27 protein-coding genes are annotated in these 26,004 nt (G+C 71.7%); 7 read left to right on the forward strand and 20 right to left on the reverse strand.

The window, feature by feature from the left end; genetic code table 11:
- Positions 1–111: 111 nt before the first annotated feature.
- The 4 genes from ACFQ79_RS28190 to ACFQ79_RS28205 form a co-directional block, all read right to left on the reverse strand.
- On the reverse strand, positions 112–1,545 hold the full coding sequence (locus tag ACFQ79_RS28190; RefSeq protein ID WP_383588709.1) for a sugar porter family MFS transporter: 1,434 nt from the start codon (positions 1,543–1,545) through the stop codon (positions 112–114).
- A gap of 191 nt (positions 1,546–1,736) precedes the next feature.
- Positions 1,737–5,342: a chromosome segregation protein SMC gene (gene smc, locus ACFQ79_RS28195; protein WP_383588712.1), complete on the reverse strand. Its 3,606-nt coding sequence runs from the start codon at positions 5,340–5,342 to the stop codon at positions 1,737–1,739.
- A gap of 234 nt (positions 5,343–5,576) precedes the next feature.
- On the reverse strand, positions 5,577–5,795 hold the full coding sequence (locus ACFQ79_RS28200) for a hypothetical protein (protein ID WP_015036455.1): 219 nt from the start codon (positions 5,793–5,795) through the stop codon (positions 5,577–5,579).
- Between the two features lie 390 nt (positions 5,796–6,185).
- A complete protein-coding gene (locus ACFQ79_RS28205) occupies positions 6,186–6,467 on the reverse strand; it encodes an acylphosphatase (RefSeq protein ID WP_187623050.1) in 282 nt (93 codons plus the stop codon).
- 202 nt (positions 6,468–6,669) lie between these two features.
- Between ACFQ79_RS28205 and ACFQ79_RS28210 the strand changes: the two genes are divergently transcribed.
- Complete coding sequence (locus tag ACFQ79_RS28210; RefSeq protein ID WP_383588715.1) at positions 6,670–7,620, forward strand: CAP domain-containing protein; 951 nt, start codon at positions 6,670–6,672, stop codon at positions 7,618–7,620.
- A gap of 93 nt (positions 7,621–7,713) precedes the next feature.
- Here ACFQ79_RS28210 and ACFQ79_RS28215 read toward each other — a convergent pair whose 3' ends face one another.
- Positions 7,714–8,154, reverse strand: a complete 441-nt coding sequence (locus tag ACFQ79_RS28215) for a hypothetical protein (protein ID WP_383588718.1) — start codon at positions 8,152–8,154, stop codon at positions 7,714–7,716.
- Between the two features lie 137 nt (positions 8,155–8,291).
- The gene (locus ACFQ79_RS28220; RefSeq protein ID WP_383588721.1) at positions 8,292–8,876 is read right to left on the reverse strand and encodes a flavodoxin family protein; all 585 of its coding nucleotides are present in this window, start codon (positions 8,874–8,876) and stop codon (positions 8,292–8,294) included.
- Between the two features lie 176 nt (positions 8,877–9,052).
- Here ACFQ79_RS28220 and ACFQ79_RS28225 point away from each other — a divergent pair, with 176 nt between their 5' ends.
- The gene (locus ACFQ79_RS28225) at positions 9,053–9,439 is read left to right on the forward strand and encodes a winged helix-turn-helix transcriptional regulator (protein WP_383588724.1); all 387 of its coding nucleotides are present in this window, start codon (positions 9,053–9,055) and stop codon (positions 9,437–9,439) included.
- A gap of 85 nt (positions 9,440–9,524) precedes the next feature.
- Here ACFQ79_RS28225 and mutM read toward each other — a convergent pair whose 3' ends face one another.
- From mutM to ACFQ79_RS28270, 9 genes are all read right to left on the reverse strand, one after another.
- Positions 9,525–10,409 carry a bifunctional DNA-formamidopyrimidine glycosylase/DNA-(apurinic or apyrimidinic site) lyase gene (mutM, locus tag ACFQ79_RS28230; protein ID WP_383588727.1) on the reverse strand — a complete coding sequence of 295 codons (885 nt, stop codon included), beginning with the start codon at positions 10,407–10,409 and terminating at the stop codon, positions 9,525–9,527.
- A 151-nt stretch (positions 10,410–10,560) separates the two neighbouring features.
- Positions 10,561–11,373, reverse strand: coding sequence for a ribonuclease III (rnc, locus tag ACFQ79_RS28235; RefSeq protein WP_383588730.1), 813 nt, complete (start codon positions 11,371–11,373; stop codon positions 10,561–10,563).
- Between the two features lie 20 nt (positions 11,374–11,393).
- Positions 11,394–11,567, reverse strand: coding sequence for a 50S ribosomal protein L32 (gene rpmF, locus ACFQ79_RS28240; RefSeq protein WP_015036448.1), 174 nt, complete (start codon positions 11,565–11,567; stop codon positions 11,394–11,396).
- Between the two features lie 2 nt (positions 11,568–11,569).
- A complete protein-coding gene (locus ACFQ79_RS28245; protein WP_383588762.1) occupies positions 11,570–12,223 on the reverse strand; it encodes a YceD family protein in 654 nt (217 codons plus the stop codon).
- 149 nt (positions 12,224–12,372) lie between these two features.
- Positions 12,373–13,428, reverse strand: a complete 1,056-nt coding sequence (locus tag ACFQ79_RS28250; RefSeq protein WP_383588733.1) for a cell division initiation protein — start codon at positions 13,426–13,428, stop codon at positions 12,373–12,375.
- A 110-nt stretch (positions 13,429–13,538) separates the two neighbouring features.
- Positions 13,539–14,018 (reverse strand): pantetheine-phosphate adenylyltransferase, encoded by a 480-nt coding sequence (coaD, locus tag ACFQ79_RS28255; protein ID WP_187623233.1) that lies wholly within the window; start codon positions 14,016–14,018, stop codon positions 13,539–13,541.
- Positions 14,019–14,044: 26 nt separating this feature from the next.
- Positions 14,045–14,629: a 16S rRNA (guanine(966)-N(2))-methyltransferase RsmD gene (gene rsmD / locus ACFQ79_RS28260; protein ID WP_383588736.1), complete on the reverse strand. Its 585-nt coding sequence runs from the start codon at positions 14,627–14,629 to the stop codon at positions 14,045–14,047.
- Between the two features lie 67 nt (positions 14,630–14,696).
- Entirely contained in the window at positions 14,697–16,889 is a 2,193-nt protein-coding gene (gene recG, locus ACFQ79_RS28265) for an ATP-dependent DNA helicase RecG (protein WP_383588739.1), read from the reverse strand.
- 59 nt (positions 16,890–16,948) lie between these two features.
- Positions 16,949–18,565 carry a DAK2 domain-containing protein gene (locus ACFQ79_RS28270; protein WP_383588742.1) on the reverse strand — a complete coding sequence of 539 codons (1,617 nt, stop codon included), beginning with the start codon at positions 18,563–18,565 and terminating at the stop codon, positions 16,949–16,951.
- Positions 18,566–18,841: 276 nt separating this feature from the next.
- Here ACFQ79_RS28270 and rpmB point away from each other — a divergent pair, with 276 nt between their 5' ends.
- Complete coding sequence (gene rpmB, locus ACFQ79_RS28275) at positions 18,842–19,027, forward strand: 50S ribosomal protein L28 (protein WP_015036441.1); 186 nt, start codon at positions 18,842–18,844, stop codon at positions 19,025–19,027.
- A gap of 127 nt (positions 19,028–19,154) precedes the next feature.
- Here the strand turns inward: rpmB and thiD are convergent, their stop codons facing one another.
- Both thiD and ACFQ79_RS28285 read right to left on the reverse strand, forming a co-directional pair.
- A complete protein-coding gene (gene thiD, locus ACFQ79_RS28280) occupies positions 19,155–19,955 on the reverse strand; it encodes a bifunctional hydroxymethylpyrimidine kinase/phosphomethylpyrimidine kinase (protein ID WP_383588745.1) in 801 nt (266 codons plus the stop codon).
- Positions 19,952–20,914 (reverse strand): thiamine-phosphate kinase, encoded by a 963-nt coding sequence (locus ACFQ79_RS28285; RefSeq protein WP_055598471.1) that lies wholly within the window; start codon positions 20,912–20,914, stop codon positions 19,952–19,954. The genes thiD and ACFQ79_RS28285 overlap by 4 nt, the downstream gene beginning before the upstream one ends.
- Before the next feature lie 233 nt (positions 20,915–21,147).
- On the opposite strand from ACFQ79_RS28285, the gene ACFQ79_RS28290 reads away from it, so the two are divergent.
- Both ACFQ79_RS28290 and ACFQ79_RS28295 read left to right on the forward strand, forming a co-directional pair.
- Positions 21,148–21,381, forward strand: a complete 234-nt coding sequence (locus ACFQ79_RS28290; RefSeq protein WP_015036438.1) for an Lrp/AsnC family transcriptional regulator — start codon at positions 21,148–21,150, stop codon at positions 21,379–21,381.
- A 20-nt stretch (positions 21,382–21,401) separates the two neighbouring features.
- Entirely contained in the window at positions 21,402–21,884 is a 483-nt protein-coding gene (locus ACFQ79_RS28295) for a DUF3515 domain-containing protein (RefSeq protein WP_383588747.1), read from the forward strand.
- A 55-nt stretch (positions 21,885–21,939) separates the two neighbouring features.
- On the opposite strand, the gene ACFQ79_RS28300 is transcribed toward ACFQ79_RS28295, so the two are convergent.
- The 3 genes from ACFQ79_RS28300 to ACFQ79_RS28310 all read right to left on the reverse strand — a co-directional run bounded on the left by ACFQ79_RS28300 (position 21,940) and on the right by ACFQ79_RS28310 (position 24,950).
- Positions 21,940–23,079: a D-alanine--D-alanine ligase family protein gene (locus ACFQ79_RS28300; RefSeq protein ID WP_383588750.1), complete on the reverse strand. Its 1,140-nt coding sequence runs from the start codon at positions 23,077–23,079 to the stop codon at positions 21,940–21,942.
- Between the two features lie 120 nt (positions 23,080–23,199).
- Positions 23,200–24,201 carry an NAD(P)H-dependent glycerol-3-phosphate dehydrogenase gene (locus ACFQ79_RS28305; protein ID WP_383588752.1) on the reverse strand — a complete coding sequence of 334 codons (1,002 nt, stop codon included), beginning with the start codon at positions 24,199–24,201 and terminating at the stop codon, positions 23,200–23,202.
- A complete protein-coding gene (locus ACFQ79_RS28310; protein WP_030325577.1) occupies positions 24,198–24,950 on the reverse strand; it encodes a 1-acyl-sn-glycerol-3-phosphate acyltransferase in 753 nt (250 codons plus the stop codon). Before ACFQ79_RS28310 ends, ACFQ79_RS28305 begins: the two co-directional genes overlap by 4 nt.
- A 127-nt stretch (positions 24,951–25,077) precedes the next feature.
- Here ACFQ79_RS28310 and cofC point away from each other — a divergent pair, with 127 nt between their 5' ends.
- Together cofC and ACFQ79_RS28320 are read left to right on the forward strand one after the other, a co-directional pair.
- Positions 25,078–25,725, forward strand: a complete 648-nt coding sequence (gene cofC, locus ACFQ79_RS28315; RefSeq protein ID WP_383588756.1) for a 2-phospho-L-lactate guanylyltransferase — start codon at positions 25,078–25,080, stop codon at positions 25,723–25,725.
- Positions 25,726–25,735: 10 nt separating this feature from the next.
- Entirely contained in the window at positions 25,736–25,945 is a 210-nt protein-coding gene (locus ACFQ79_RS28320) for a hypothetical protein (protein WP_030325574.1), read from the forward strand.
- Positions 25,946–26,004: the final 59 nt, after the last annotated feature.

Consider the following 26,004-nt stretch of genomic DNA (forward strand, 5'->3'; position numbering starts at 1 on the left):
CCCGGCTCACGGTCCGACGGACGGCGCGGGGCCACGGCGTACTGCCCCGGTCCGAGGCGTCGAGGCCTCGGGCCGGGGCAGTTCCGTGGGTGAGGAGAGGGGCAGCGGGGATTAGCCCATCTCCTCCAACGCCTTGCCCTTGGTCTCCTTGACGTACCTGAGCACGAAGGGGATCGAGAGCACGGCGAAGATCGTGTAGATGATGTAGGTGCCGGAGAGGTTCCAGTCCGCGAGGGACGGGAAGCTGGCCGTGATGGCCCAGTTGGCGATCCACTGGGCGGAGGCGGCGACGCCGAGCGCGGCGGCGCGGATCCGGTTGGGGAACATCTCGCCGAGGAAGACCCAGACCACCACGCCCCACGAGAGGGCGAAGAAGAGCACGAAGACATGGGCGGCGACGAGCGCCACGACGCCCTGGGTCTCGGGCAGTTTGCCGTCGACGAGGTCGGCCGAGAACGCCCAGGCCTCGAAGGCGAGGGCGATCGCCATGCCGACGGAGCCGACGAGGGCGAGCGGCTTGCGGCCGACGCGGTCGACCAGGACCATCGCGATCACGGTGCCGACGATGTTGACGATCGACGTGGTGAACGAGTAGAAGAACGAGCTCGACGGGTCGATCCCGACGGACTGCCAGAGGGTCGCGGAGTAGTAGAACGCGACGTTGATGCCGACGAGCTGCTGGAAGACCGAGAGGCCGATGCCGACCCAGACGATGGGCAGCAGCTTGAAGCGGGAGCCGGCGGTGAACAGGTCCTTGAAGGTGGACTTGTGCTCGCTGCGCATGGCCTTGTCGATCTCGGCGACGCGGTGGTCGAGGTCGACGCCGCTGCCCTCGACCTCGGCGAGGACCTCCTTGGCCCGGTCGACCTTGCCGACCGAGATGAGGAAGCGGGGGGACTCGGGGATGGCGAAGGAGAGCACGCCGTAGAGGACGGCGGGCACGACCATCACGCCGAGCATCCACTGCCAGGCCTCGAGACCGCCGATCTCGCCGCGCTGGTCGCCGTCGGCCAGCTGGAGGATGCCGTAGTTGACCAGCTGGGAGATGGCGATGCCGATGACGATCGCGGCCTGCTGGAAGGAACCGAGGCGGCCGCGGTAGGCGGCGGGGGCGACCTCGGCGATGTACGCGGGGCCGATGACGGAGGCCATGCCGATGGCGAAGCCGCCGATGACCCGCCAGAACGCAAGGTCCCAGAGGGCGAAGGGCAGCGCGGAGCCGACGGCGCTGACGGCGAAGAGCACCGCGGAGATCTGCATGCAGCGGATGCGGCCGATGCGGTCGGCGATCCGGCCGGCGGTGGCGGCGCCGATGGCGCAGCCGATCAGGGCGATGGCGATGACCTGGGCGAGGGTGCCGGAGCCGATGTCGTAGCGGTCGCGGATCGCCTCGACGGCACCGTTGATGACGGAGCTGTCGTATCCGAAGAGGAAACCGCCCATCGCGGCGGAGGCCGTGATGAAGATGACGTGGCCGAGGTGGTCCGGGTGGGCGGCTCGGCCTTCGGAAGGCGGCGGCGTGGGCGCCTGCGCGGTGTGGGGCACATGGACTCCTCGGTGGGGGGCAAGCCCTTCCAGTGGCGCACAACTTCACGCCGCCCACCACGTGAAGGTAAAAGCAACGTTGCAGAGACTATGCCTTCAAGTTTCTAAGTCAATAGGCGATGTCATGTGACTTAATCAGCACTGCGAGGTGGGTTGAGTTCAACACTTGAAGAGAAGGTCGAATCTCGGGCTCAGCGAAGCCGCTGGCTGATCACCTTCGAGACGCCGTCCCCCTGCATGGACACGCCGTACAGCGCGTCCGCGACCTCCATGGTCCGCTTCTGGTGGGTGATCACGATCAGCTGCGAGGACTCCTGGAGCTCCTGCATGATCCGGATCAGCCGCTGGAGGTTGGTGTCGTCGAGCGCCGCCTCGACCTCGTCCATCACGTAGAACGGGCTGGGGCGGGCCTTGAAGATCGAGACCAGCAGCGCCACGGCCGTCAGCGAGCGCTCGCCGCCGGAGAGCAGCGAGAGCCGCTTGACCTTCTTGCCGGGCGGGCGGGCCTCCACCTCGACGCCGGTGGTGAGCATGTTGTCGGGGTCGGTGAGCACGAGCCGGCCCTCGCCGCCGGGGAAGAGCCGCGAGAAGACGCCCTCGAACTCACGGGCCGTGTCCCGGTAGGCCTCGGTGAAGACCTGCTCGACCCGCAGGTCGACCTCCTTCACGACCTGAAGCAGATCGGTCCGGGTCTTCCTCAGGTCCTCCAGCTGCTCGGAGAGGAAGCGGTGCCGCTCCTCCAGGGCCGCGAACTCCTCGAGGGCCAGCGGGTTGACCTTGCCGAGCTGGTGGTACGCCCGTTCGGCGGCCTTGAGGCGCTTCTCCTGCTCCGAACGGATGAAGGGGCGCGACTCGTCGAGCTCCGCGGAGTCGGTGCCCCTCGGCGAGTCCGTGCCCTTCGGGGAGTCCGTGCCCTCCGTCGCCTCGACGGTCGGCGACGCCGGCACGGGCTGGTCCGGGCCGTACTCGGCGACCAGCGCGGTCGCCTCCACGCCGAACTCCTCCAGGGCCTTCGACTCCAGCTGTTCGATCCGCAGCCGCTTCTCCGCGCCGAGAACCTCGCCCCGGTGCACGGAGTCGGTCAGCTTGTCGAGTTCCGCCTTGAGGTCGCGGCCCCGGTTCCGGGCGGCCGTCAGGCCCTCCTCCCGGTCGGCCCGCGCCGCCTGCGCCACCACACGCTCCCGCTCGGCGCGGACGAGCGACACCTCGATGTGGGCCAGCAGGCTCCGGGCGCCGGCGGCGACCGCGCCCGCGACCCGCTCCTCGTGGCGCAGCCGGGCGCGGCGCTGCTCGGCACGCGCGCGTGCCTCCCGTTCGGCGCGGGCGGCCCGGTCGAGCGAGTCGGCCCGCCCGGCGAGCCCCTTGACCCGCTCCTCGTGGGTACGGACCTGGAGGCGGGCCTCCATCTCGGTCTGGCGCGCGTTGGATCCGTCGATGGCGAGCCGGTCGCGGGTGGCGGTGTCGGGTTCCTCGTCCCCGCCCTCCCCGAAGGCCGCGGCCTCCTGGGCCACAAGGAGCCGTTCGGCGAGTTCCTCCGCCTCGGCGGTCGCCTTCTCCAGGGCCTCCCGGGCGCGGGCGGCGGCGGCCGCGGTCCGCTCGGCCTCCCCCGCCGCTCCCCTGGCCTGGCCGGCGAGCCGGCCGAGTTGCTGGGCGACGGCGGACTTCTCGCGTTCGGCTGTACGGCGAAGGGCGTCGAGTTCCTCGACGAGCGCGGCGGCCGTACGGCGCCGCTCGTCGGCCCGGCGCTTGGCGTCCGCCGACTCCTCGCACCGTACGGCGAGTTCGGCGAGCTCGGTGGCGGCCTCGTCGACCGAGGCCTGGACTTCGAGGAGGCTGGGCGCGCCCGCGGAGCCGCCCTGGGCGAAGTGCGCCCCGAGCAGGTCGCCTTCCAGGGTGACGGCGGTCGCCGCGGGACGGCTCCTGACGAGGTCGGCGGCCTGGTCCAGGTCGTCGACGACGACGACTCCGGCGAGCAGACGACGGACGGCCGCCATGAGCTCTTCGGGCCCCCGGACGAGGTCGGCGGCGTACGGGTGCCCCTCGGTCGCCGAGGCCCCGTCCTCTCCGGAGCGGTCCGGTTCGGGGGCTCCGGTCAGGAGCAGGGACGCGCGGCCGGCGTCCTGCTTGCGGAGCAGCCGGAGGGCTTCGGCGGCGGCGGACGGGCCGGTGGCGGCGACCGCGTCGGCCGCGGCGCCGAGGGCGGCGGCGAGGGGGATCTCGTATCCGGGGGTGACGGTGAGGAGTTCGGCGGCAGGGCCGAGGAGTCCGCTGAGTCCGGCGGTCAGCAGCGCTCCCGTGCCGTCCTTGCGGCGCAGTCCGAGGGCGAGGGCGTCGTGCCGGGCCTGGGTCGCGGCGCGGCGGCGCTCGGCGGTGGCGGCGGCCTCGCGGGCGATGCCGAGCGCGGCCTCGGCGTCGGCCAGTTCGCGGCGGGCGGCCTCGTAGCGCTCGCCGTGCTCGGTGTCCGCGGCGTCGAGGCCGTCGACCTCGGCCTTGAGCTGCTCGTACTCCTCCTGGGCGGTGACCGCCCGCTCCCCCGCCTCGTCGCGGGCGGCGTCGAGCCGGTCGATCTCGGCCTGCGCGGAGGCGGCACGCGAGCGGGCGGCGTTGACCTGGCCGTGAAGACGGGCGAGGCCCTCACGCCGGTCGGCGAGGGCGCGGGCCAGGTCCTTGAGACGGCGCTCCTCGGACGCGAGCGCCTGTTCGAGATCGGCGCGGTGGGCGACGGTGTCCTCCAGGGCGCGCTCGGCCGCCTCCAGGGCGGCTTCCAGCTCCGCCTCCTGCTCGCGGACGCGGGCCGCCTCGCGCTCCAGGTCCTCCGGGTCGCGGCCGCGGCGTTCCTCGGCGGGTGCGGCGGTGGCGCTCTTCACGCGCGCGTCGGCCAGGGAGACCGTGCCGCGGACGCGTTCGGCGAGCTGGGAGAGGGCGTACCAGTTCTGCTGGGCGCGTTCGAGGCGGGGCACGAGCGCGCGTGCCTCGGCCTCGAGGGTGGCCTCGCGGGCGAGCGCGGTCCGCAGTTCGGCCTCGGTGGCCTCCTTGCGGGCGAGCAGGGCCGCTTCGTCGGCGACCTCGGCGGTGAGGGCCCGCTGCAGCTGGACGAGGTCGTCGGCGAGGAGGCGGAGCCGGGCGTCGCGCAGGTCGGCCTGGATGACGACGGCGCGGCGGGCGACGGCGGCCTGCCGGCCGAGGGGCTTGAGCTGGCGGCGCAGTTCGTCGGTGAGGTCCTGCACGCGCGCGAGGTTGGCCTGCATCGCGTCGAGCTTCCGCAGCGCCTTCTCCTTGCGCTTGCGGTGCTTGAGGACTCCGGCGGCCTCCTCGATGAAGGCGCGGCGGCCCATCGGGTCGGCGTGCAGCACGGAGTCGAGCTGCCCCTGGCCGACGATGACGTGCATCTCGCGTCCGATGCCGGAGTCGGAGAGCAGGTCCTGGAAGTCGAGCAGCCGGCAGGTGTCGCCGTTGATCTGGTACTCGCTGCTGCCGCCGCGGAACATGATGCGGGTCAGCGTGACCTCGGCGTAGTCGATGGGCAGCGCGCCGTCGGAGTTGTCGATGGTGAGGGACACCTCGGCACGGCCGAGCGGGGGGCGCCCGGTCGTGCCGGCGAAGATGACGTCCTCCATCTTGCCGCCGCGCAGCGACTTGGCGCCCTGCTCGCCCATGACCCAGGACAGGGCGTCCACGACATTGGACTTGCCCGATCCGTTGGGGCCCACGACACAGGTGATTCCCGGTTCGAACCGCAGCGTGGTGGCCGAGGCGAACGACTTGAATCCGCGGAGGGTCAGGGCCTTGAGGTGCACGCCCGGGACTCTACCGGGGGTCGTGCGTTTCACCCGCGAACGTGTAGGGCAGATCCTCGGGTGAGGAGGGGTGGGACGGGAGGGGAACGGCGGGTGAAAGAAAGAAGGGACGCCGAAGCGCCCCTTGCATGTCTGCTCTGCCGGCGTGAGTGTTCAGTTGGCTCGACCGGCATGAGTGTTCATGCGGCTGTGCCGGCGTGAGTGGTTCCCACCTGGCCCCTCGGGGCTGGGTTGTCAGGTGAGCGCAGGCTCCGCCTGGGGTACGTCGAGGTCGATGCTGTTCAGCAGTGACTCTCCCTGGTGCTGAGCGGCGGCAGCGGCAAGCGAGTCGTTCTCGGACTGGATCCGTACCAGCTCGGATTCCAGGTCCTGGACGCGCTGCTGAAGCCGTCGCATCTCGGCGAGGAGTCGCGGGTCGGAGCCGCCGACGTAACCGAGAAGCGCCTTTGCCATGATGGATGGTCCTCCACAATGAGTGACCGACCGAAGCGGTTGGGTCGTGAGGGATTTCGCACCCGCGGTGCTCGGCAGTACTGCTTGTCGTGCCGGTTCCACTGCCAAACAGCTAAGGTGCGCGGGGCTTCCAGAGTCTCACCAAAAAGTTTGACGGTCAACACGATCACGCCCCGTTTGAAGGGCCGACCGAGGAGTCCCGGGCCGCTCAGCGGGCGGCGGGGCCTCATGAACTCGGTGCCTCAGGGCGTCGCGATCATCCTTACCCGGCAGCCTTCCATGACGGGCGCTCCTTGGCAACCACCAGGCGGTTTCCCCGCCACCCGGCTGTTACCGCGCGTCCTTTCGAGGCCCCTCTCGGTCACCGGAGAGGGTGTCGGAGAGTGATCGTCAGCGGATGGCGAAGCCGTCGTAACCACCGCGCGGGGTGGCCCAGATCTCAGTGACGCCGTCCACGCGCCCGGGTGTGTCGGAGGAGTGCAGCCAGGCGAGCAGACGGTGGCAATTCTCACGCGCCCCTTCGGCCACCACCTGCACCCGGCCGTCGTCGAGGTTCAGGGCGAAGCCCACGAGGCCGCCGATCTCCAAAGCGTTTGCCCTGGTGAACCAGCGGAAGCCAACTCCCTGTACCCGGCCGCGTACCCAGGCGGTCATCCGAACGTCGTCACTCATGCCTGCACGCTAACGGGCCGATTGCCAGATGAGCACATCGCCCCCGCCCCGCATGGACTACAGTCCCGACCGAACACGCCTCACCCGTTCGGACCCGCCCTGTTCGACCGCCGGTCCGAAACGGTACCGACAGCAAAGATCAGCAAAGGCCGCAGGGCCGGCACAGGACCACAGCAGGACCAGCAAGAGGAAGGCAGACCAGATGGGACGCCACCGTCGCGCCGGAGCCGCACCCGCCGCAGAAGACTACGCGGACGGCTCGGACCGCCGTCACAGGGGTATCCGCCGCAAGCGGCGCCCCGTGCGCACCGGCCTGCTCGGAGCCTCCGCCGCCGTCGCGGTGGGCGCCATCGCCGTCGCCTCGGGCCTGGTGCCCGGCGGGGACACCTTCACGGTCGGCAGCGCGGGAACGAGCGAGCGCCCGAGCCAGGCCCGGCAGGCGCCGGAGCTGACGACGCAGGGCGGGTCCACGCAGACCCCCACCGCCGACTCGGGCAGCACGCGTCCGAGCACGAGGGCGAGCGCCGGAACGAACAAGGGCAAGACGGCCTCGCCGTCGGCGACCCCGTCCACGAAGCCGACCCCGAAGGCGACGCCGACCCCGTCGAAGGCGCCGACCAAGGCCCCGACGAAGGCACCGACCAAGCCGCCGGCTCCTCGGAAGACCACGGCCGCGCCCACCACGAAGGCCCCCGCGCCGAAGCCGGAGCCGAAGCCCGACCCGACGACCGAGGCCCCGGTCGAGACGACCGCGGCCCCCTCCACCGCCGACCGCGGCCAGGCCGCCGAGGCGGAGGTCGTCCGCCTGGTCAACGCCGAGCGCGCCAAGGTGGGCTGCTCCCCCGTGAGCGCGGACGCCCGGCTCGCCGCACTGGCCGGGGCGTTCAGCTCGGACATGGCGGCCCGCGGCTTCTTCGACCACACGGACCCGGACGGGGCCACCCCGTGGGCGCGCGCCGAGAAGGCGGGCATCACGGGCCTCGGCGGCGAGAACATCGCCCGCGGCCAGGCCGACGCGGCGGCCGTGATGGAGTCCTGGATGAACAGCGACGGTCACCGCGCCAACATCCTGAACTGCGACTTCACCACCCTGGGCGTAGGAGTCCACTTCGCCGACGGCGGCCCCTGGTGGACCCAGGACTTCGGTTACTGAGTTTCAGCAGGTCAGAACCCTGCGCATGCGTGTGGGCCGCCCCGGCCGCGACCGTCGCCTGGGGCGGCCCACTCTGCGTCCCGGGGCCCCGGCCTAGCGGCCGTAGAGGTGCTCCCGCACCAAGGGGTCGTTCTCCAGGATGAAGTCCGAGACCTTCCAGAAGTCGCTCAACAGCGGGTGCTGAAGCGCCGCCTCCCGGTCGAGCTTGCGCCCGAACAGCGGGCCGTCCGGATGCGCGAGGCCTGCGCTCACCACGGTCGACGCGGGGGACGTCTGCCCCCGCACGGGCCCCACCCGGCAACCGAAGGCAACGTGATCGGCCCATTCGCCCGGACCGCCGCCCCAGGTACCGAAGATGACATCGATCCACGCGTCGTGGTCCCGATCGGTGTGGTGGTAGCAGTCGGCGAAATAGACGGCGTACGGGGCACCGTCCGCATAGACGAAGTCCCAGGCCCGCTCCTTGGGGGCATCGCAGCAGTCGCAGGTGAACTCACGGGTCTGACGGGCGTCAGGGCTAAAGGTCAGCAGCATGTCGGCCATCATGCGCGACGCCGTGACCTCGGATTCCAGCGGGCACGGACGCGTGGACGGGCCGACGCGGATCAAGTCGGAAAAGGGCCCGTCACCTTCCGGTGGCGGGCCCTTTCGCGTGCGTCGCGGCGCGGACCTCAGGCGGCGGACCTGCCCGCCGCGAAGGTGCGGGCCGTCAGGGCGACGCGGCGGCCGAGGTGTTCGGCGGTGGCGATGTCGGCCTTGTGGACGCCCTCGGGGCCCAGGTCGGCCGGGGTCTGACCGGCGGCGCCGGAGAAGAAGCCGAGGCGGTTGATGTCGTTCTCGGAGGCCTCGCTGGTGTTCCAGCCGGGCTTGAGGCCGAGGTTGACCCAGTGCATGCCGTGCTGGCCGGCGAGGATCTGGAAGAACTGCAGGGTGTGCAGCTTGTCGCCGCTCTTGGAGCCGGAGTTGGTGAAGCCGGCGGCGAGCTTGTCCAGCCAGGCGTCGGCGAACCAGCGCTTCGAGGAGTCCTCGGCGAACCGGTGGAAGGCGCCGGAGGCCGTGCCCATGTAGGTCGGGGAGCCGAAGACGATCGCGTCGGAGGCGTCGAGCAGCTCCCACTCGGCCTCGGTGATCCCGTCGACCTTGATCAGGTGCACGGTGGCGCCCGCGTCGGCAGCACCGTCGCGGACGGCCTCGGCCAGGACCGCGGTGTGGCCGTAGCCGGAGTGGTAGGCGATGGAGACGACGGGGGTGGTCACAAGGGGCTCCTCGAACGAGAACAGGTCGGCGAACAGATCGGCGAACAGGCCTGAGGACAGGTCTGAGAACAGGTCTGTGGGGACGCCCAGAAGTAGAGCACTAACTTTTCGACAGCGCAACCCAGCAGTTAGCGCACGCCTGGCAGTGAGCGCTGTGCGGGAGTACGGTGGAGGGCATGACTGACGACCTCGCCTACGACGTGTTCGCACGCGCCTGCCCCTCGCGCGGCACGCTGGAGCACGTGACGGGCCGATGGGGCAGCCTGACCCTCGGCGCCCTGTACGACGGGACGTTCCGGTTCAACGAACTGCGGCGCCGGGTCGACGGCGTGAGCGAGAAGATGCTGTCGCAGACCCTGCACGCGCTGGAGCGCGACGGGCTCGTCCATCGCGAGGCACAGCCGACGAATCCGCCGCGGGTCGACTACCGGCTCACCCCGCTCGGCCGTGAGATCGCGGAGCGGCTGATCGGCCTGATCGAACTGGTCGAGGGGCGCATGCCCCAGGTCGAAGCGGCCCGGGAGAACTACGACGCGGAGCGGGCGACCCCGGTCGGCGCCTGATCATCTGACTCTCGGATCCCCGGACACGCGCGCGGCCTCATGCGCGTGCCTCAGGCGTTCGCGCGCCTCAGGCGTTCGCGCGCCGTCAGGCGTTCGCGCGCGGCGGTCGCTGGCAGCGCGGGCAGAAGTAGCTGGAGCGGTTCATCCACGCGCGGCGCCGCATCGGCGTACCGCAGCGGTGACAGGGCTCGTCCTCGCGCCCGTAGGCGTCGAGCGAGCGGTCGAAGTAGCCGGATTCGCCGTTGACGTTCACGTACAGGCTGTCGAAGCTGGTCCCGCCGACGTCGAGGGCCGCGTTCATCACGTCCCGGACGTGCCCGAGGAGTTCGGCAGAACGAGGGCGCGTGAGGGTCGCGGTCGGCCGGTCGTAGTGCAGCCGGGACCGCCAGAGCGCCTCGTCGGCGTAGATGTTGCCGACGCCGCTGATCAGCGACTGGTCGAGCAGCGCCCGCTTGACCGTCGTACGGCGCAGCCGCAGCGCGCTCTGGAAGGCGGCGTCGTCGAACTCGGGGTCCAGCGGATCGCGGGCGATGTGCCCGATGACGTCCGGCAGCCCGTCGGGGGTCTGGTCGTGGAGCGAGAGTCCGCCGAAGGTGCGCTGGTCGACGAACCGGAGCTCGGTGCCGGCCGTGCCCGCGACGGAGTCGCTGTCGGATGGCGCGAAGCGGATCCGGATGCGGAGGTGCTTCTCGTCCTCGGCGTCCTCCGGCTGGACGAGCAGCTGCCCGCTCATGCCGAGGTGCCCGAGGACGGAGGTGCCGGTCTCCGCGAGCGGCAGCCAGAGGTACTTGCCCCGGCGGCGCGCCACCTCGAACCGCTGCCCCTTCAGCCGGGCCGCGAAGTCCTCGCCGCCCGCCGGATGACGTCGTACGGCCCTGGGGTGCAGCACCTCGACCTCGGTCACGGTCCGTCCGGCGACCCAGCGCTCAAGACCCCGCCGTACGACCTCGACCTCGGGCAGCTCGGGCACGGGACTCCTCCGGACGTACGGCTTCGACGGCGGTTCAACCCTACCGGGGCCGGCCCGCGAGAAGGACGGGAGGGAGAGACGAGAAGCGGGCGGGAGAAGACGAGAACCCCGCCCGTGGGCGGGGTTCTCGGGAAGCGAGAGGGTGCGGCCGTCAGGCCGACGCCCGGTGGGCGGTCGGAGAGGGGTCGGCGACCTCTCCCGTTCCCGCCTCGGCCGCGGCCTTCGCCGCCGCCGCGCGTTCGTCCGCGGCCGCGCGAATCGCGCGCCACGCGGACTCCGCCGCCTGCTGTTCCGCTTCCTTCTTGCTGCGGCCGGTGCCGGTGCCGTACGAGACACCACCGACGCGGGCGGCAGCAGTAAAGGTCTTCTCGTGGTCCGGGCCCTCTTCGGAGACGAGGTACTCCGGAACGCCCAGACCCTCGGCCGCGGTGAGCTCCTGGAGACTGGTCTTCCAGTCCAGGCCGGCACCGAGGTTCGAGGACTTCTCGATCAGCGGGTCGAAGAGCCGGTGCACCAGCTCGGACGCCGCATCGAGGCCCTGGTCGAGATAGACCGCGCCGATCACCGCTTCAAGGGTGTCGGCGAGGATGGACGCCTTGTCCCGGCCGCCCGTGCCCTCTTCGCCCCGGCCGAGCCGGATGAAGGAGCCGAGTTCGAGTTCGCGCCCCACGTCCGCCAGCGCACGCGAGTTGACCACCGCGGCCCGCAGTTTGGCCAGCTGGCCTTCCGGCAGGTCGGGGTGGGTCCGGTACAGCGTGTCCGTGACCACCAGGCCGAGCACGGAGTCCCCGAGGAACTCCAGCCGCTCGTTGGTGGGCAGACCGCCGTTCTCGTACGCGAACGAACGGTGGGTCAGCGCACGCACCAGAAGGGCGGACTCGAGCTGATAGCCGAGCCGCCCTTCCAGAAGCGTGTGGGACGAGGCATGGTCCGTCTTGTCGTCCGTCTTGCGGGACTCAGACATTGCGCCTCTCACCAGCCCAATCAGACCGAGAGGACCTGGCGCTTGTTGTAGGTGCCGCAGCTCGGGCACGCGATGTGCTGCAGCTTCGGCTCCTGGCAACGCTCACACGAAACCAGGGTGGGGACCGCAGCCTTCCACTGCGACCGGCGGTGGCGCGTGTTGCTGCGCGACATCTTCCGCTTCGGAACAGCCACGGCTACTTCTCCTGCTTCTCGGCGGCGCTTCGGACGTCCCCGTCAGAGGCTTTGCCGCTCATGTTGTCCTTCTCATCGGTTCCCAGCGAACCGGCGAGTCCCTGCAGTGCCGCCCAACGAATGTCGACGGCGTCATGGTGGTGGTCCGGGTTCTCGTTCAGGTTGGTTCCACACTCGGAACACAGGCCTGCACAGTCCTCCCGGCACACCGGCTGCATCGGCAGTGCGAGCACCACCGCATCACGCAGCACGGGTTCGAGGTCGAACATGCCGTCCTCGAGGGGGATCATGTCCTCGTCTGCCTCGGCTTCGTCGTCCGCGGCCGCCTTGGAGCGGCCCCGGTCGTCGGAGTCGGGGTACGAGAACATCTCCTGGAAGTCCACATCGAGCTCCAGCTCGACGGGCTCCAGACACCTTACGCACTCCCCCTCGGCCGATGCACGGGCGGTGCCTGTGACAAGCACCCCTTCCATGACCGACTCAAGACGGAGATCGATTTCCACCGGAGCGCCCTCGGGCACTCCGATCACTCCTTCGACGCCCAGGTCCCTGGGGGCCTCGATCGAACGCGAGAGCCGCTGGAGGGCACCAGGACGCCGCCCCAGCTCGTGTGTGTCGAACACGAGGGGGTTGCGGTGGTCGAGGCGCGTGCTCAGGGCTCTTCCTGCTTTCGAATCGTGCTGCGTCGAGAAGGCCGCCAGACGTGGGCAGCATGGATCGCGGAGATACGCGCGACCGAAGAGCCAGGATACTGGACGCTTCGCTCAGGGCCCAATCCGGGCCTTGGGGTCTTACCGACCCCGCGCTACTGCCCCTGTTCGTAGCGGCGCAGCTGCTCCAGGTCGATCATGCTCGTGTCGAAGAAGCTCGTCTCGTCGAGCGCGGCCCCCTGCTGCTGGTGACCCTGCGGGTGGCCCTGCTGCTGGACGGGCTGCTGGTACGCGTACGGGTCCTGCTGCTGGTAGCCGTACGGGTCGGCGTGCTGCGGCTGCTGGTACGCGTACGGGTCGGGCTGCTGCTGGACCTGCTGGTAGCCGGCGTACGGGTCGGGCTGCTGCACCTGCTGGTAGGCCGCGTACGGGTCGGGCTGGGGCTGGGACTGCTGCTGGGCGGGGATCTGGACCGGTTCGGGGTCCGAGAGCTCCGCGAGTCCGGCCAGGTAGTCGGAGTCGCTGGTGTGCACGGAGGCGCCGAGGCCGTCCTGGGCGGCCATGTGCTCGCCCAGGGCGTCGGTGGCGATCCGGCCGTGCAGCTTCTGCCGGCCGCGTCCGACGGCCTCGAGGGTCTTGCTGAGCACCGCCTCGAAGGCGCCGAGCTTGGCGTCGACGTACTCGTCGGCCCGGTGGATCAGGGTCTGCGGGTCGGCGCTGTACTCGGGGGCGTCCTCGTCCGCGTAACCGTTCTGGTCGAGGCCGGGGCCCCGGCCGAGGAGCTTCTCGCGGCCCCGGTCGACGGAGCCGATCGTCTTGTTGAGGACGACCTCGAAGTTCGCCAGCTTGGAGTCGACGTAGTCGTCGGCCTCGGCGCGGACCTCCTCGGCCTCGCGGCGGGCCTCGGAGAGGATCCGGTCGGCCTCCTCCTGCGAGAGCCGGGCGACCTGGGTGTCGGAGACGATCGAGCCGCGTTCGGCGTGGGCGGCCTCGATGATCCGCTCCGCCTCCTGGCGGGCCTGCTCGACCATGTGCTCGCGGCCGCCGATCAGCTCCTGGGCCTGCGCGAGGGAGCCGGGCAGGGCCTCCCGCACCTCTTCGAGCAGGGCGAGCAGCTCGGCGCGGTTGACCACGCAGGATGCCGACATGGGCATGGAGCGGGCGCCCTGCACGGTCGCGACGATCTCGTCGAGCTTCTTCTGTACGTCCACCGGGTGCTCGCCACTCTCTACAGCTGGATGGAGACGGACGGGACGACTGTAAGGGCAGTCGGCGCCCGTCCGACACCGGGTGACGGAGCGTCAGCGGCGGTGGCCGCGCGTCACTTCTGCGCCAGGCGCTCGGTGAGCCGGCCGAAGACCGCCGGGGGCACCAGGTGGGAGACGTCGCCGCCCCAGGCCGCGACCTCCTTGACCAGCGAGGACGACAGGAAGCTGTAGGTCGGGTTGGTGGGGACGAAGAGGGTCTCCACGCCCGTGAGGCCGTTGTTCATCTGGGCCATCTGCAGCTCGTAGTCGAAGTCGCTGACCGCGCGCAGTCCCTTGACGATCGCGGGGATGTCGCGCTGCTTGCAGAAGTCGACGAGCAGTCCGTGGAAGGACTCCACCTCGACGTTGCCGAAGTCGGCGGTCACCTCGCGGATCAGCTCGATCCGCTCGTCGACCGTGAACAGGCCCTTCTTCGACTGGTTGATCATCACCGCGACATGTACGACGTCGTACAGCTTGGAGGCGCGGGCGATGATGTCGAGGTGTCCGTTGGTGATGGGGTCGAATGACCCCGGACAGACGGCGCGGCGCAACTTGGGTCCCTCGCTCTCCGGTCCGGTCATCGTGCGTCTTCGCACGTAGAGGCGGCGCGACCGTACCAAAACGTTCCCTCGCCGTAACGACGGGCCCGCAGTGGTTCGAAACCGGCCGGCCAGCCGAATTCTCCGCCTCTGGTGCTGCGCTCCACGGTGACGAGAGCGTCGTCCGCGAGCCAGCCCCCCGAGCGGAGTGTGAGGAGTATCTCGCGAAGATCCTCGTCGGTGACGGCGTACGGCGGGTCGAGGAAGACCAGGTCGTACGGGTCGGCGGGCGCCGGTCCCGTGACGATCTGCTCCGCTTTGCCGGTGCGGAGTTCGGCGCCCGGGAGGCCGAGCGAGGCGATGTTCTCCCGGATGGTGCGCGCGGCGCGCGGTTCGGCCTCGACGAGAAGGGCGTGGGCGGCTCCCCGGGAGAGCGCTTCGAGGCCGACGGCGCCGGATCCGGCGTACAGGTCGGCGACCCTGGCCCCGTCGAGGGTGCCGAGGAAGGCGCCCCAGGTGGAGAAGAGGCCTTCGCGCGCCCGGTCGGAGGTGGGGCGGGTGCCGTTGCCGGGCGGCACGGCCAGGCGGCGCCCGCCGGCGGTGCCGGCGATCACGCGAGTCATCGGTGTCCTCGTCCTGCGTCGTCCAGTGCGTACGTCTCAGGATATGACCGCGGTCCACACCGCGCGGTCAGCCCTTCTCCAGGTACTCCTCCCGGTCCTTGTCGAGCAGGGCGTCGAGCGCGGTGCGCAGGCCCGGGTGGGCGGTGAGGTCCGGGTCGGCGAGGACGAGGGCGGTGGCCTCCTCGCGGGCGGCGGCGATGACCTCCTCGTCGTCGATGACGGTGAGCACCCGCAGGGAGGAGCGGACGCCGGACTGGGCCTGGCCGAGGACGTCGCCCTCGCGTCGCTGTTCGAGGTCGATGCGGGAGAGCTCGAAGCCGTCCAGGGTGGCGGCGACGGCGGCGAGGCGCTGGCGGGCGGGGGTGGCCTCGGGCATCTCGCTGACGAGGAGGCAGAGGCCGGGTGCCGAGCCACGGCCGACGCGGCCGCGGAGCTGGTGGAGCTGGGAGACGCCGAAGCGGTCGGCGTCCATGATCACCATGGCGGTGGCGTTGGGGACGTTGACGCCGACCTCGATGACGGTGGTGGCGACGAGGACGTCGAGCTCGCCCGCGGCGAAGCGGCGCATGACGTCGTCCTTGTCGTCGGGGTGCATGCGGCCGTGCAGGACGGCGATCCGGAGTCCGGTGAGGGGCCCGGTGCTGAGCTTCTCCGCGACGTCGAGGACCGCGAGCGGCGGGCGCTTCTCGGCCTCGTCCTCCGCGGACGCCTTCGCCTTCTTCTTCTGGTCCTCCTCGTCGCCGATGCGGGGGCAGACCACGTACGCCTGGTGGCCCTTCCCGACCTCCTCGCGGACCCGTTCCCACGCGCGCGTGAGGAAGTGCGGCTTGTCGGCGGCGGGCACGACATGGGTGGCGATCGGGGAGCGTCCGGCGGGCAGCTGGTCGAGGACGGAGGTCTCCAGGTCGCCGAAGACGGTCATGGCGACCGTGCGCGGGATGGGGGTGGCGGTCATCACCAGGAGGTGCGGGGGCTGCTTCCCCTTGCCGCGGAGGGCGTCGCGCTGCTCGACGCCGAAGCGGTGCTGCTCGTCGACGACGACCAGGCCGAGGTCGTGGAACTGGACCTTGTCCTCGATCAGCGCGTGGGTGCCGATGACGAGGCCCGCCTCGCCGGTGACCAGGTCGAGGAGGGCCTGCCGGCGGGCCGCGGTGCCCATGGAGCCGGTGAGCAGGACGACCTTGGTGGCCCGGTCGGCGCCGCCGAGCATCCCTCCCTCGGCGAGCTCCCCCATCATCTCGGTGACGGAGCGGTGGTGCTGCTGGGCGAGGACCTCGGTGGGGGCGAGCATGGCGGCCTGCCCCCCGGAGTCGACGACGGCGAGCATGGCGCGCAGCGCGACCATCGTCTTTCCGCTGCCGACCTCGCCCTGGAGGAGTCGGTGCATGGGGTGGTCGGTGGCGAGGTCGTCGAAGATCTCCTTGGAGACCTTCCGCTGGCCGTCGGTGAGGGTGAAGGGGAGCTTGGCGTCGAAGGCGTCGAGGATGCCCTCGGGGACGGGCCGGCGGGCGACGGCGGGGAGCTGGGTGTCGGCGTGCCGGCGGCGGGCGAGGGCGACCTGGAGGACGAAGGCCTCGTCCCACTTGAGGCGCTCGCGCGCGAGCGCGATGTCGGCCTTGGTGCGGGGCCGGTGGATGAGCCGGAGGGCGTCGGGGAGCTCGGCGAGTCCGCGGCCCTCGCGCAGGGCGTCGGGCAGCGGGTCGACGGCGTCGACGGCGCTGGGCAGGACGGCGTCGACGGCCTTGGCGATCTTCCAGGACTCCAGCTTGGTGGTCGCCGGGTAGATCGGGATGAGGGCCCCGGCCCAGACGTCCACGGCCTCCTCGCTGTCGCCGCGGAGGAGTTCGTACGACGGATGGGCGAGCTGGAGGCGCCGGTTGAAGAGCGAGACCTTGCCGGCGAACATCGCGCGGGTGCCGGGCAGCAGGTCGTGGTGCGGCTTGTGCACGCCCTTGCCGAAGAAGACCAGTTGGAGGCGGCCGCTGCCGTCGGTGATGGTCACTTCGAGGCGCTGGCCGCGCCCCTTGGAGCCGTTGAAGGTGTGCACACGGGCGTCGGCGACCTGCGCGACCACCGTGACGTGCTCGTCGAGCGGCAGGTCGGCGAGGGTCGTCAGCTCCCCCCGCTCGGCGTACCGGCGGGGGTAGTGGTGGAGCAGGTCACCGACCGTGTGCAGGTCGAGTGCCTCGGCCATGACCTTGGCGGTGGCGGGGCCGAGGGACTTCTTGAGTGGTTCGTCGAGCGCGGGCACGCGTTCCATTGCACACCACGGGACCGACAGTCGTCCCGGAGGCTGTGGACGACCACCGGGAAAAGCCGCTATTCCACCCCGATGAGCAGCGGCGGAGCGCCGGCTCCCGCGTGGTAGGTGGTGGTGTCGACGGCCAGGTAGCCGCGCCGGACGTGGGCCTCCAGGTCGGGGGCGAGTCCGGGCGGGGTGTCGTCGGCGACGACGAGGGTGACGAGTTCGCCGCCGGCCGACAGCATCCGGTCCAGGACGGTGCGGGCGGTCTCGGTGAGGTCGGTGCCGATGACGGCGACGTCGCCCTCGATGAGGCCGAGGACGTCGCCGGCCTGGCAGACGCCCGCGGAGGTGAAGGACTGCCGTTCGGCGACGGCGAGTTCGGCGTAGCGGGTGGCTCCGGCGGCGGCCGTCATGGCGACGACGTCCTCGTCGAAGCGCCGGTCGGGTTCGTGGACGGCGAGGGCGGCGATGCCCTGGACGGCGGCCCGGGTGGGGATGAGGGCGACGCGGATGCCCTCGGCCCTGGCGCGTTCGGCGGCGGCCGCCGCGGCCCGGCGCAGGTCGGTGTCGTTGGGCAGCAGGACGACCTCGCGCGCGTGGGCCCGCCGGATCGCGTCGAGGAGTTCGTCGCCCGCGGGCTGTTCGCCGGGCAGGGTCCGTACGGTCGTGGCGCCCGCCTCCGCGCAGAGCCCGGCGAGGCCCTCGCCGGGGACGACGGCGACGACCGCGCGCTGGGCGCGCTCCCCGCGTGCGGAGGCGGCGGCCGGGTCGGCGGCGAAGTGGGTGATCCGGATGCGGTGCGGCCGTCCGGCCTCGACCCCGGCCTCGACGGCGGCGCCCGCGTCGTCGACGTGCACATGGACGTTCCACAGCCCGTCCCCGCCGACGACGACGAGGGACTCCCCCAGGGCGTCCAGCCGGGACCTGAGCAGCTCCACGGCCTCGTCCCCGGCCTCCAGGAGGTAGATCACCTCGTAGGCGGGCCCGTCCTCGGCGGGGCACGCCTCCGGGGGTGCGGGCGTGGTCCGCGCCTCGGGCGCCGGCGGCGGGGTCTGTCCGGTCACGGTCTCGAGGAGTGCGCCGAGGACGGTCACGAGGCCCCTGCCGCCCGCGTCGACGACTCCGGCGCGTTCGAGGACGTCGAGCTGCCCCGAGGTGGCGGCGAGGGCCGTCCGGGCCCCGTCGTGGGCGTTCCTGGCCACGTCGACGAGCCCGCCGCCGGCGGCGCAGGCCCCGGCCGCGGCGCTCGCCACGGTGAGGATGGTGCCCTCCACGGGGTGGGCGACGGCCCTGCGCGCCGCGGTCGCGGCCTCGCCGAGGGCGCGGGCGAGGTGATCACCGTCACAGCCGTCGGCCAGGACGCCCGCCATGCCGCGGAGGAGCTGGGACAGGATGGTGCCGGAGTTCCCCCGGGCGCCGAGGAGCGCGCCGTGCGCCATGGCCCCTACGGTCTCGGCGGTGTCGGGGGTGGGCGCGGAGGCGGCGAAGACGGCCTCGACGGCCTGGTGGGCGGCCTCCGCCGTCAGGTACAGGTTGGTGCCGGTGTCCCCGTCCGCCACGGGATAGACGTTGATCGCGTCGATCTCCTCGCGCTCCCGGCCGAGCGCGTCCAGCGACCGCGCGCACCAGGACCTGACCGCTTCGGCGTCGAGCTCGACGAGCTCCTCGAAGGGGTGAAGGGCTCGCGACAACGGGGGGTCCTCCTTCGGCGGTGAGCTCACCGCAGGGTAGACCCGAGGTGTCCGTCCCCCAAGCTCTCGGCTTCGCTCGAGCAGGGGGGACCCCCGGTGACCTGGGCCCGGGGCGAGGTGCGCCCAGACCATGGTAGTTTCGTTCCACCGAGCCAGCCGTTGTATGCTGCTTCGGTTGCCCGGTTCCACGCCGGGCCATCCCCCGGCAAGCCACTTCAGACTCCTGATTCCGGTGCGCCGGATTTCACTGTAATTCTGAAGTCTTTGGAGTGACCCGTGGCTGCCAACTGCGACGTCTGCGGCAAGGGGCCGGGCTTCGGCAACAACATTTCGCACTCGCACCGCCGTACGCCCCGTCGCTGGAACCCGAACATCCAGCGTGTGCGTGCCGTGGTCGGTCGGACGCCGAAGCGGCTCAACGTCTGCACCTCGTGCATCAAGGCCGGCAAGGTCTCGCGCTAATTGCGACGCGTGTTCTGTCGTAGCGCAGCCCCTGCGGTTGCCTTGAAAGGCCGGTTCACCTAGGTGAACCGGCCTTTTGCCTTGCCCGGGGCCGGCGCGCCCGCCGGTGTGACCACCGGCGGGGTCTTCAGTCCCTGAACCGCCAGCCGTGATCGACCGGCCCGATGCCCGCGCCCAGCGCGAACCCGGCGCCGATGGCCCCCGTGACGTACTCCTTGGCCTCCCGTACCGCCTCCGGCACCGGGAGCCCCTTGGCGAGCCCGGACGCCACCGCGGAGGCGAGCGTGCAGCCCGTCCCGTGGGTGTGCCGGTTGTCGTGGCGCGGGGCGCGCAGCCAGTGCTCCTCCGAGCCGTCCGTGAGCAGGTCCACGGCCTCCCGGCCGGTGGGCAGGTGCCCGCCCTTGATCAGGACCCATTCCGGCCCGTACGACAGGATCGCCCTGGCCGCGACCCGCATGTCGGACTCGTGGACGACGTGGACGTCCGTGAGCTGTGTCACCTCGTCCAGGTTCGGGGTGGCGACGGTGGCCCGGGGCAGCAGCTTCGTGCGGACGGAGTCGAGCGCGCTCTCGGCGAGCAGGGAGTCCCCGTGCTTGGAGACGCCGACCGGGTCGACGACGACCGGGGCTCCGGTGTCGCCGAGGAGCTCGGCGACGGTCTCCACGAGGGCGGCCGAGGACAGCATCCCGGTCTTGACGGCCTGGACGCCGATGTCGTCGACGACGGCCCGGTACTGGGCCCGTACGGCCTCCGCGGGCAGCTCCCAGACGCCCTGGACGCCCCGCGAGTTCTGGGCGGTGACGGCGGTGAGCACGCTCATGCCGTGGACGCCGAGCGCGAGCATCGTCTTCAGGTCGGCCTGGATGCCGGCGCCGCCGCCGGAGTCGGATCCGGCGACGGTCAGCACCAGCGGCGGCGCGGGGCTCACTCGGTCTCCCCGAAGTGGTCCCAGCCGCCCACGCTGTGCCAGGGCGCGCCGTCCACGGTGACCTGCGGCAGCGCCGAGGGGTTGAGGACCTCGCCGATGACCTTCCAGCGGGCGGGCAGCTTCACGTCCGGCGGGAAGGTGGCCACGATGGCGTGGTCCTCTCCCCCGGTGAGCACCCACTGCATGGGGTCGACGCCGACGGCCTGGCCGATGTCGTTCATCTGGGTCGGGATGTCGATGAGCCCGGAGCGCAGGTCGATGCGGACCTTGCTGGCCTCGGCGATGTGGCCGAGGTCGGCGATGAGGCCGTCGCTGACGTCGCACATGGCGGTGGCCCCGAGACCGGCGGCCGCGGGACCCGCGTGGTACGGCGGTTCGGGCCTGCGGTGGGCCTCGACGAAGGCGCGCGGGGAGCGGAAGCCGCGGGAGAGGACCGCGTAGCCGGCGGCGGACCAGCCGAGCCAGCCCGTGTAGGCGACGACGTCGCCGGGCTGGGCGCCGCCCCGGGTGACCGGGTCGTGGTTGCGCAGATCGCCGAGCGCGGTGATGGAGACCATGATCGTGTCGCCGCGGACGACGTCGCCGCCGACCACCGCGGCGCCCGCGACCTGACATTCGTCGCGCAGGCCGTCCATGAGTTCGGTGGGCCACGTGACGGGGAGTTCGGCGGGGACGACCAGGCCGAGGAGGAGCGCGGTGGGGACCGCGCCCATGGCGGCGATGTCGGCGAGGTTCTGCGCGGCGGCCTTGCGGCCGACGTCGTACGCCGTCGACCAGTCGCGGCGGAAGTGACGTCCTTCGAGGAGGATGTCCGTGCTGGCCACCACGCGCCGGTCGGGCGCGGAGACGACCGCGGCGTCGTCGCCCGGCCCGATCCGTACCGCCGGGGTGGAGGTGAGCCGGGACGTGAGCTCCTTGATGAGCCCGAACTCGCCCAGCTCTCCGACTGTGCCCTTCACCGCGCCTCACCTCGTGTCTTCGTGCCGGCCGGCGGGCGGAGGCGCGTCTGTTCGCGCCGCGGGTCGCGGGCCGTCACCGTGCTGGGTACCGTCAAGTAGACCGTCAACTTCTGTCCTGCGTACGCCACCCCGCGAGCGCCTCGGGAGGCGCGGGTCTCCCCGCGGCCCGCGGCGACGCGGTACCGTGGCGTCCCTTTCTCCCACAAGATCCTCGTGGTCGCCCTGGAGGTTCCGTGGTTCAGGCGTACATCCTCATCCAGACCGAGGTGGGCAAGGCGTCGACCGTCGCCGACACCATCTCCAAGATCCCGGGGGTGCTCCAGGCGGAAGACGTGACCGGTCCGTACGACGTCATCGTGCGCGCGCAGGCGGACACGGTCGACGAGCTCGGCCGCATGGTGGTCGCGAAGGTCCAGCAAGTGGACGGCATCACGCGCACCCTCACCTGCCCGGTCGTTCATCTGTAGCCCCCGTCTACGCTTGGCCGGTGAAGTCTTCCCACCGGCCCTTCGGCCTGCCCGCCGCCGTGACGGCAGCCGTACTGCTGCTGGCCGCCGCCGGCTGTTCCTCGCCGGACGCCGCGGCGTCCGTCGTGGTTCCCAGCCCCCCGGCGGCGGAGGCCGCCCTCTGCCAGGACCTGGCGAAGGCGCTTCCCGACGCCGTGGCGGGGCTGGAACGGAGTGACCCGGAGCCCGGCTCCGAGTTGACCGCCGGCTGGGGTGACGGTGCGATCGTACTGCGCTGCGGGGTGCCCCGGCCCGAAAAGATGAGCGATCCCAAGGCGCAGGGCATCGAGGCGAACGGCGTCAACTGGATGCTGGAGCGCCCCGAGGGCAGCGGGCCCCGGTTCACCACGACGTACCGGAAGACGTACGTCGAGGTCACGCTCGGCGAGCGGTACACGCACGACATGACGCCGCTCGCGGATCTCGCCGATCCCGTACGGAAGACCGTGCCGTCCAGCCTCTGAGGGCGGCGGCACGGTCTTTCGGGGTGCCGGGGGCCCGTCGGACGGGCCCCCGGGGTCAGCGCAGGCCCGTGGAGCGGGTCAGCGCGGCCTGGATGAGCCGGTCGACGAGCTCGGGGTAGCCCACGCCGCTCTCCTGCCACATGCGCGGGTACATGGAGATCGGCGTGAAGCCCGGCATGGTGTTGATCTCGTTGATGACGAACTCGCCGTCCTCGGTGAGGAAGAAGTCGGCGCGGACCAGGCCCTCGCAGGAGACCGCCTCGTAGGCGGCGACGGCGAGGCGCTGGATCTCGGCGGTGGCCTCGTCCCCGATGGGGGCGGGCACGATGCCGGAGGCCGAGTCGATGTACTTGGCCTCGAAGTCGTAGAAGTCGTGGTCCGTGACCGGCGGGATCTCGGCCGGCACGCTGGCGCGCGGCCCGTCCTCGAACTCCAGCACGCCGCACTCGATCTCGCGGCCGCGCAGCAGCGACTCGACGAGGATCTTGGGGTCGTGGCGGCGGGCCTCCTCGATGGCCTCGTCCAGGCCGGAGAGGTCGTCGACCTTGGTGATGCCCATGGAGGAGCCGCCGCGGGCCGGCTTCACGAAGAGCGGCCAGCCGTGCTCGGCGGCGAACTCGACGATCTTCTTGCGGGCGGCGGCAGGGTTCTGGTCCCACTCGCGCGGCCGGATGACCTCGTACGGGCCGACCGGGAGGCCGAAGGAGACGAAGACCCGCTTCATGTACTCCTTGTCCTGGCCGACGGCGGAGGCGAGGACGCCCGCGCCGACGTAGGGGACGCCGGAGAGCTCCAGGAGGCCCTGGAGGGTGCCGTCCTCGCCGTAGGGGCCGTGGAGCATCGGGAAGACCACGTCGACCTCGCCGAGGGCCCGCGGCACGGCGCCGGGCTCGGTGAGGACGACCTCGCGGTTGGCGGGGTCGACGGAGAGGACGACGCCGCCCTCGGCGGACTCGGCCAGGTCGGCGACGTTCGGCAGGGCGCGGTCGGCGATGGCCATGCGCTCGGGGGCGTCGGCGGTGAGCGCCCAGCGCCCGTCCGTCGTGATGCCGATGGGCAGCACGTCGTACTTGTCCCGGTCGATGGCGCTCAGGACGGCGCCCGCCGTGACGACGGAGATGGCGTGCTCGGAGCTGCGTCCGCCGAAGACGACGGCCACGCGCGGCTTGCGGGGGCTCTGGGTGTTCTCGCTCATATCGCGATGAGCGTACCTTGCGCGTCCCGAACGGCCTTGCGGACCCGGTCCCTCGCGCGCGTCCGGCTCAGCGCGGCACGGCGGCGCGTGGGGGCCCGGGACGGCACCGCCCGGTGGCGGCTACCGGCGCTCGGCCTTGGCGCTGCGCGACATCAGTTCCTTGAGGGCGACGACCGGCGGCTTGCCGTCGTGGACGATCGACACGACCGTCTCGGTGATGGGCATGTCGACGCCGTGGCGGCGGCCGAGATCGAGCACCGACTCGCAGGACTTGACGCCCTCGGCGGTCTGCTTGGTGGCCGCGATGGTCTCCTGGAGGGTCATCCCGCGGCCGAGGTTGGTGCCGAAGGTGTTGTTCCTGGAGAGCGGCGAGGAGCAGGTGGCGACGAGGTCGCCGAGGCCCGCGAGGCCGGAGAAGGTGAGCGGGTCGGCGCCCATGGCGAGGCCGAGGCGGGTGGTCTCGGCGAGGCCGCGGGTGATGAGCGTGGCCTTGGAGTTGTCGCCGAGGCCCATGCCGTTGGCGATGCCGACGGCGAGGCCGATGACGTTCTTCACGGCCCCGCCGAGCTCGCAGCCCACCACGTCGGTGTTGGTGTACGGGCGGAAGTACGGGGTCATGCAGGCGGTCTGGAGGCGCTGGGCGACCGTCTCGTCGACGCAGGCGACGACGGCGGCGGCGGGCTGCCGGGCGGCGATCTCCTTGGCCAGGTTGGGGCCGGTGAGGACGGCCACGCGCTCGGCGGGCACGTCGGCGACCTCGGTGATGACCTCGCTCATCCGCTTGGCGGTGCCGAGTTCGACACCCTTCATGAGGGAGACGAGGACGGTGTCGGGCGCCAGCATCGGCGCCCAGGTGGCGAGGTTGCCGCGGAGGGTCTGGGAGGGGACGACGAGGACGGTGAAGTCGGCGTCGCGGGCCGCCTCGGCCGGGTCGGCGGTGGCCGTGATCGCCGCCGGGAGTTCGACGCCCGGCAGGTAGTCGGGGTTGACCCGGGAGGCGTTGATCTCCTTGGCGAGTTCGGCGCGGCGGCCCCAGAGGCTCACCTCGCAGCCCGCGTCGGCGAGGATCATCGCGAACGCGGTACCCCAGGATCCGTTTCCGAAGACGGCTGCCTTGGTCACTTGGTGCCCCCTTCGGCGGCCCTGCGCCGCTGCTCCAGGCGCGCCTTGCGATGGTCGTACGGTTCGGCGGGCGCCTGCTCGCCGCGGATCTGCTCCAGGAGCGCGGTGACGGCGGCCATGATGACCTCGGTCGCCTCGCGGAGCACCTCGGGCGTGGGCTCGAGTCCGTAGAAGCGGGAGAGGTCGACGGGCGGACCGGCCTGCACCGTCAGCGTCTTGCGGGGGAACAGGCTGAGCTTGTTCTCCTTGGCGTACGGCGGCATCGCCAGGTTGGCGCCCCACTGGGCCACCGGGATGACGGGGGCCCGGGTGAGCAGCGCGACCCGCGCGGCCCCGGTCTTGCCTGCCATGGGCCACATGTCGGGGTCCCGGGTGAGGGTGCCCTCGGGGTAGAAGGCGACGCACTCGCCGCGCTCGATGGCGTCGACGGCGGCGCGGAACGCGTCGAGCGCGTTGGTCGTCTCCCGGTAGACGGGGATCTGTCCGGTGCCGCGCAGCATCATCCCGACGAAGGGGGCCTTGAAGAGGCCCGCCTTGGCGAGGAGGCGCGGGACCCGGCCGGTGTTGTACTGGTAGTGCGCGTAGGACAGCGGGTCCAGGTAGGAGTTGTGGTTGACCGCGGTGATGAAGCCGCCGTCGGCCGGAATGTGCTCCATGCCGCGCCAGTCCCGCTTGAACAGAACCACCAGGGGGGGTTTGGCGATGACCGCCGCGAGGCGGTACCAGAAGCCGATTCTGCGGCGGGGCACTCGTACACCTTTCTCCGGGACTGGCTGGCAGGGGGTCAAGTGTCGCCCCATGCTCCTGCTCTGTCGAGTGACACCGTACGCCCCGGGCCCTCCTGGGGACCGCGTGGGCGGGACAGAATGGGCCGCGATGAACACGCATGCGGACGACGGCTGGTCCCTGGTCGTACCCCTGAAGCCCCTTGCCCTGGCGAAGAGCAGACTGGCCGCGGCGGCCGGGTCCCGGCTGCGCCCGCGGCTGGCGCTGGCGTTCGCCGAGGACACCGTGGGGGCGGTGCTGAACTGCCCGCGGGTGCGGGATGTGGTGGTCGTCACGGACGATCCGGCGGCCGGCGGGGCGCTCGCGGCCCTGGGCGCGCGGATCGTCCCGGACACCCCGGCGGCGGGGCTCAACGCGGCGCTCGCGCACGGGGTCCGTGCCGTACGGATCCGGCGGCCGGCCGCGCGGGTGGCGGCGCTCAACGCGGACCTGCCGGCGCTGCGGCCCGACGAGCTGGCCCGGGTCCTTGACGTGGCCGGGAAATTTCCGAGGGCTTTTCTCGCGGATGCCGCCGAAATAGGTACGACATTCCTCTCGGCGGGTCCGGGGGTGGAATTGGAACCGGCATTCGGGGGTGCGTCCCGGCTCCGGCATTTGTCTTCGGGCGCGGTGGAAATCCTGCTGGCGGGGGTCGATTCGGTGCGCCGGGACGTGGACACCGGTGAGGATCTGGCGGCGGCCGGGGCGCTGGGGCTCGGCCCGCGGACGGCCGCCCGGTGGCTGCCGGCGGCCGGATAGGCTGCGGTCCATGCAGGCGACCGCGTTCACGTACGACTCCGAGACCCACAGCGGCAGTGTGCTGCTCGACGACGGCACCCCCGTGGAGTTCGGGGCGGAGGCCTTCGAGGCGGGCGGGCTGCGGTTGCTGCGGCCGGGGCAGCGGGTCCGGATCGAGGCGGAGCCGGGCACGTCGGGGGCCGGCCTGCGGATCACCCTGGTGACGCTCCAGACGTTCTGACGCGCCCGGTCCCCGCCGGGGGGGCCCCGGACGCGCCGCGGGCCGGGCTCCCTGGTGGG

Source organism: Streptomyces sp. NPDC056480 (assembly GCF_042795405.1).
In the GTDB taxonomy this organism is placed as follows: domain Bacteria; phylum Actinomycetota; class Actinomycetes; order Streptomycetales; family Streptomycetaceae; genus Streptomyces.

What these genes read in the sequence shown, in the direction of transcription:
- cofC (WP_383588756.1), top strand. Translation starts at nt 25,078, where the DNA reads ATGAACACGCATGCGGACGACGGCTGGTCCCTGGTCGTACCCCTGAAG.
- ACFQ79_RS28320 (WP_030325574.1), top strand. Translation starts at nt 25,736, where the DNA reads ATGCAGGCGACCGCGTTCACGTACGACTCCGAGACCCACAGCGGCAGT.
- ACFQ79_RS28215 (WP_383588718.1), bottom strand. Translation starts at nt 8,154, where the DNA reads ATGCTGCTGACCTTTAGCCCTGACGCCCGTCAGACCCGTGAGTTCACC.
- rsmD (WP_383588736.1), bottom strand. Translation starts at nt 14,629, where the DNA reads ATGACTCGCGTGATCGCCGGCACCGCCGGCGGGCGCCGCCTGGCCGTG.
- recG (WP_383588739.1), bottom strand. Translation starts at nt 16,889, where the DNA reads ATGGAACGCGTGCCCGCGCTCGACGAACCACTCAAGAAGTCCCTCGGC.
- rnc (WP_383588730.1), bottom strand. Translation starts at nt 11,373, where the DNA reads ATGTCTGAGTCCCGCAAGACGGACGACAAGACGGACCATGCCTCGTCC.
- ACFQ79_RS28205 (WP_187623050.1), bottom strand. Translation starts at nt 6,467, where the DNA reads ATGAGTGACGACGTTCGGATGACCGCCTGGGTACGCGGCCGGGTACAG.
- ACFQ79_RS28200 (WP_015036455.1), bottom strand. Translation starts at nt 5,795, where the DNA reads ATGGCAAAGGCGCTTCTCGGTTACGTCGGCGGCTCCGACCCGCGACTC.
- ACFQ79_RS28225 (WP_383588724.1), top strand. Translation starts at nt 9,053, where the DNA reads ATGACTGACGACCTCGCCTACGACGTGTTCGCACGCGCCTGCCCCTCG.
- ACFQ79_RS28300 (WP_383588750.1), bottom strand. Translation starts at nt 23,079, where the DNA reads ATGAGCGAGAACACCCAGAGCCCCCGCAAGCCGCGCGTGGCCGTCGTC.
- ACFQ79_RS28210 (WP_383588715.1), top strand. Translation starts at nt 6,670, where the DNA reads ATGGGACGCCACCGTCGCGCCGGAGCCGCACCCGCCGCAGAAGACTAC.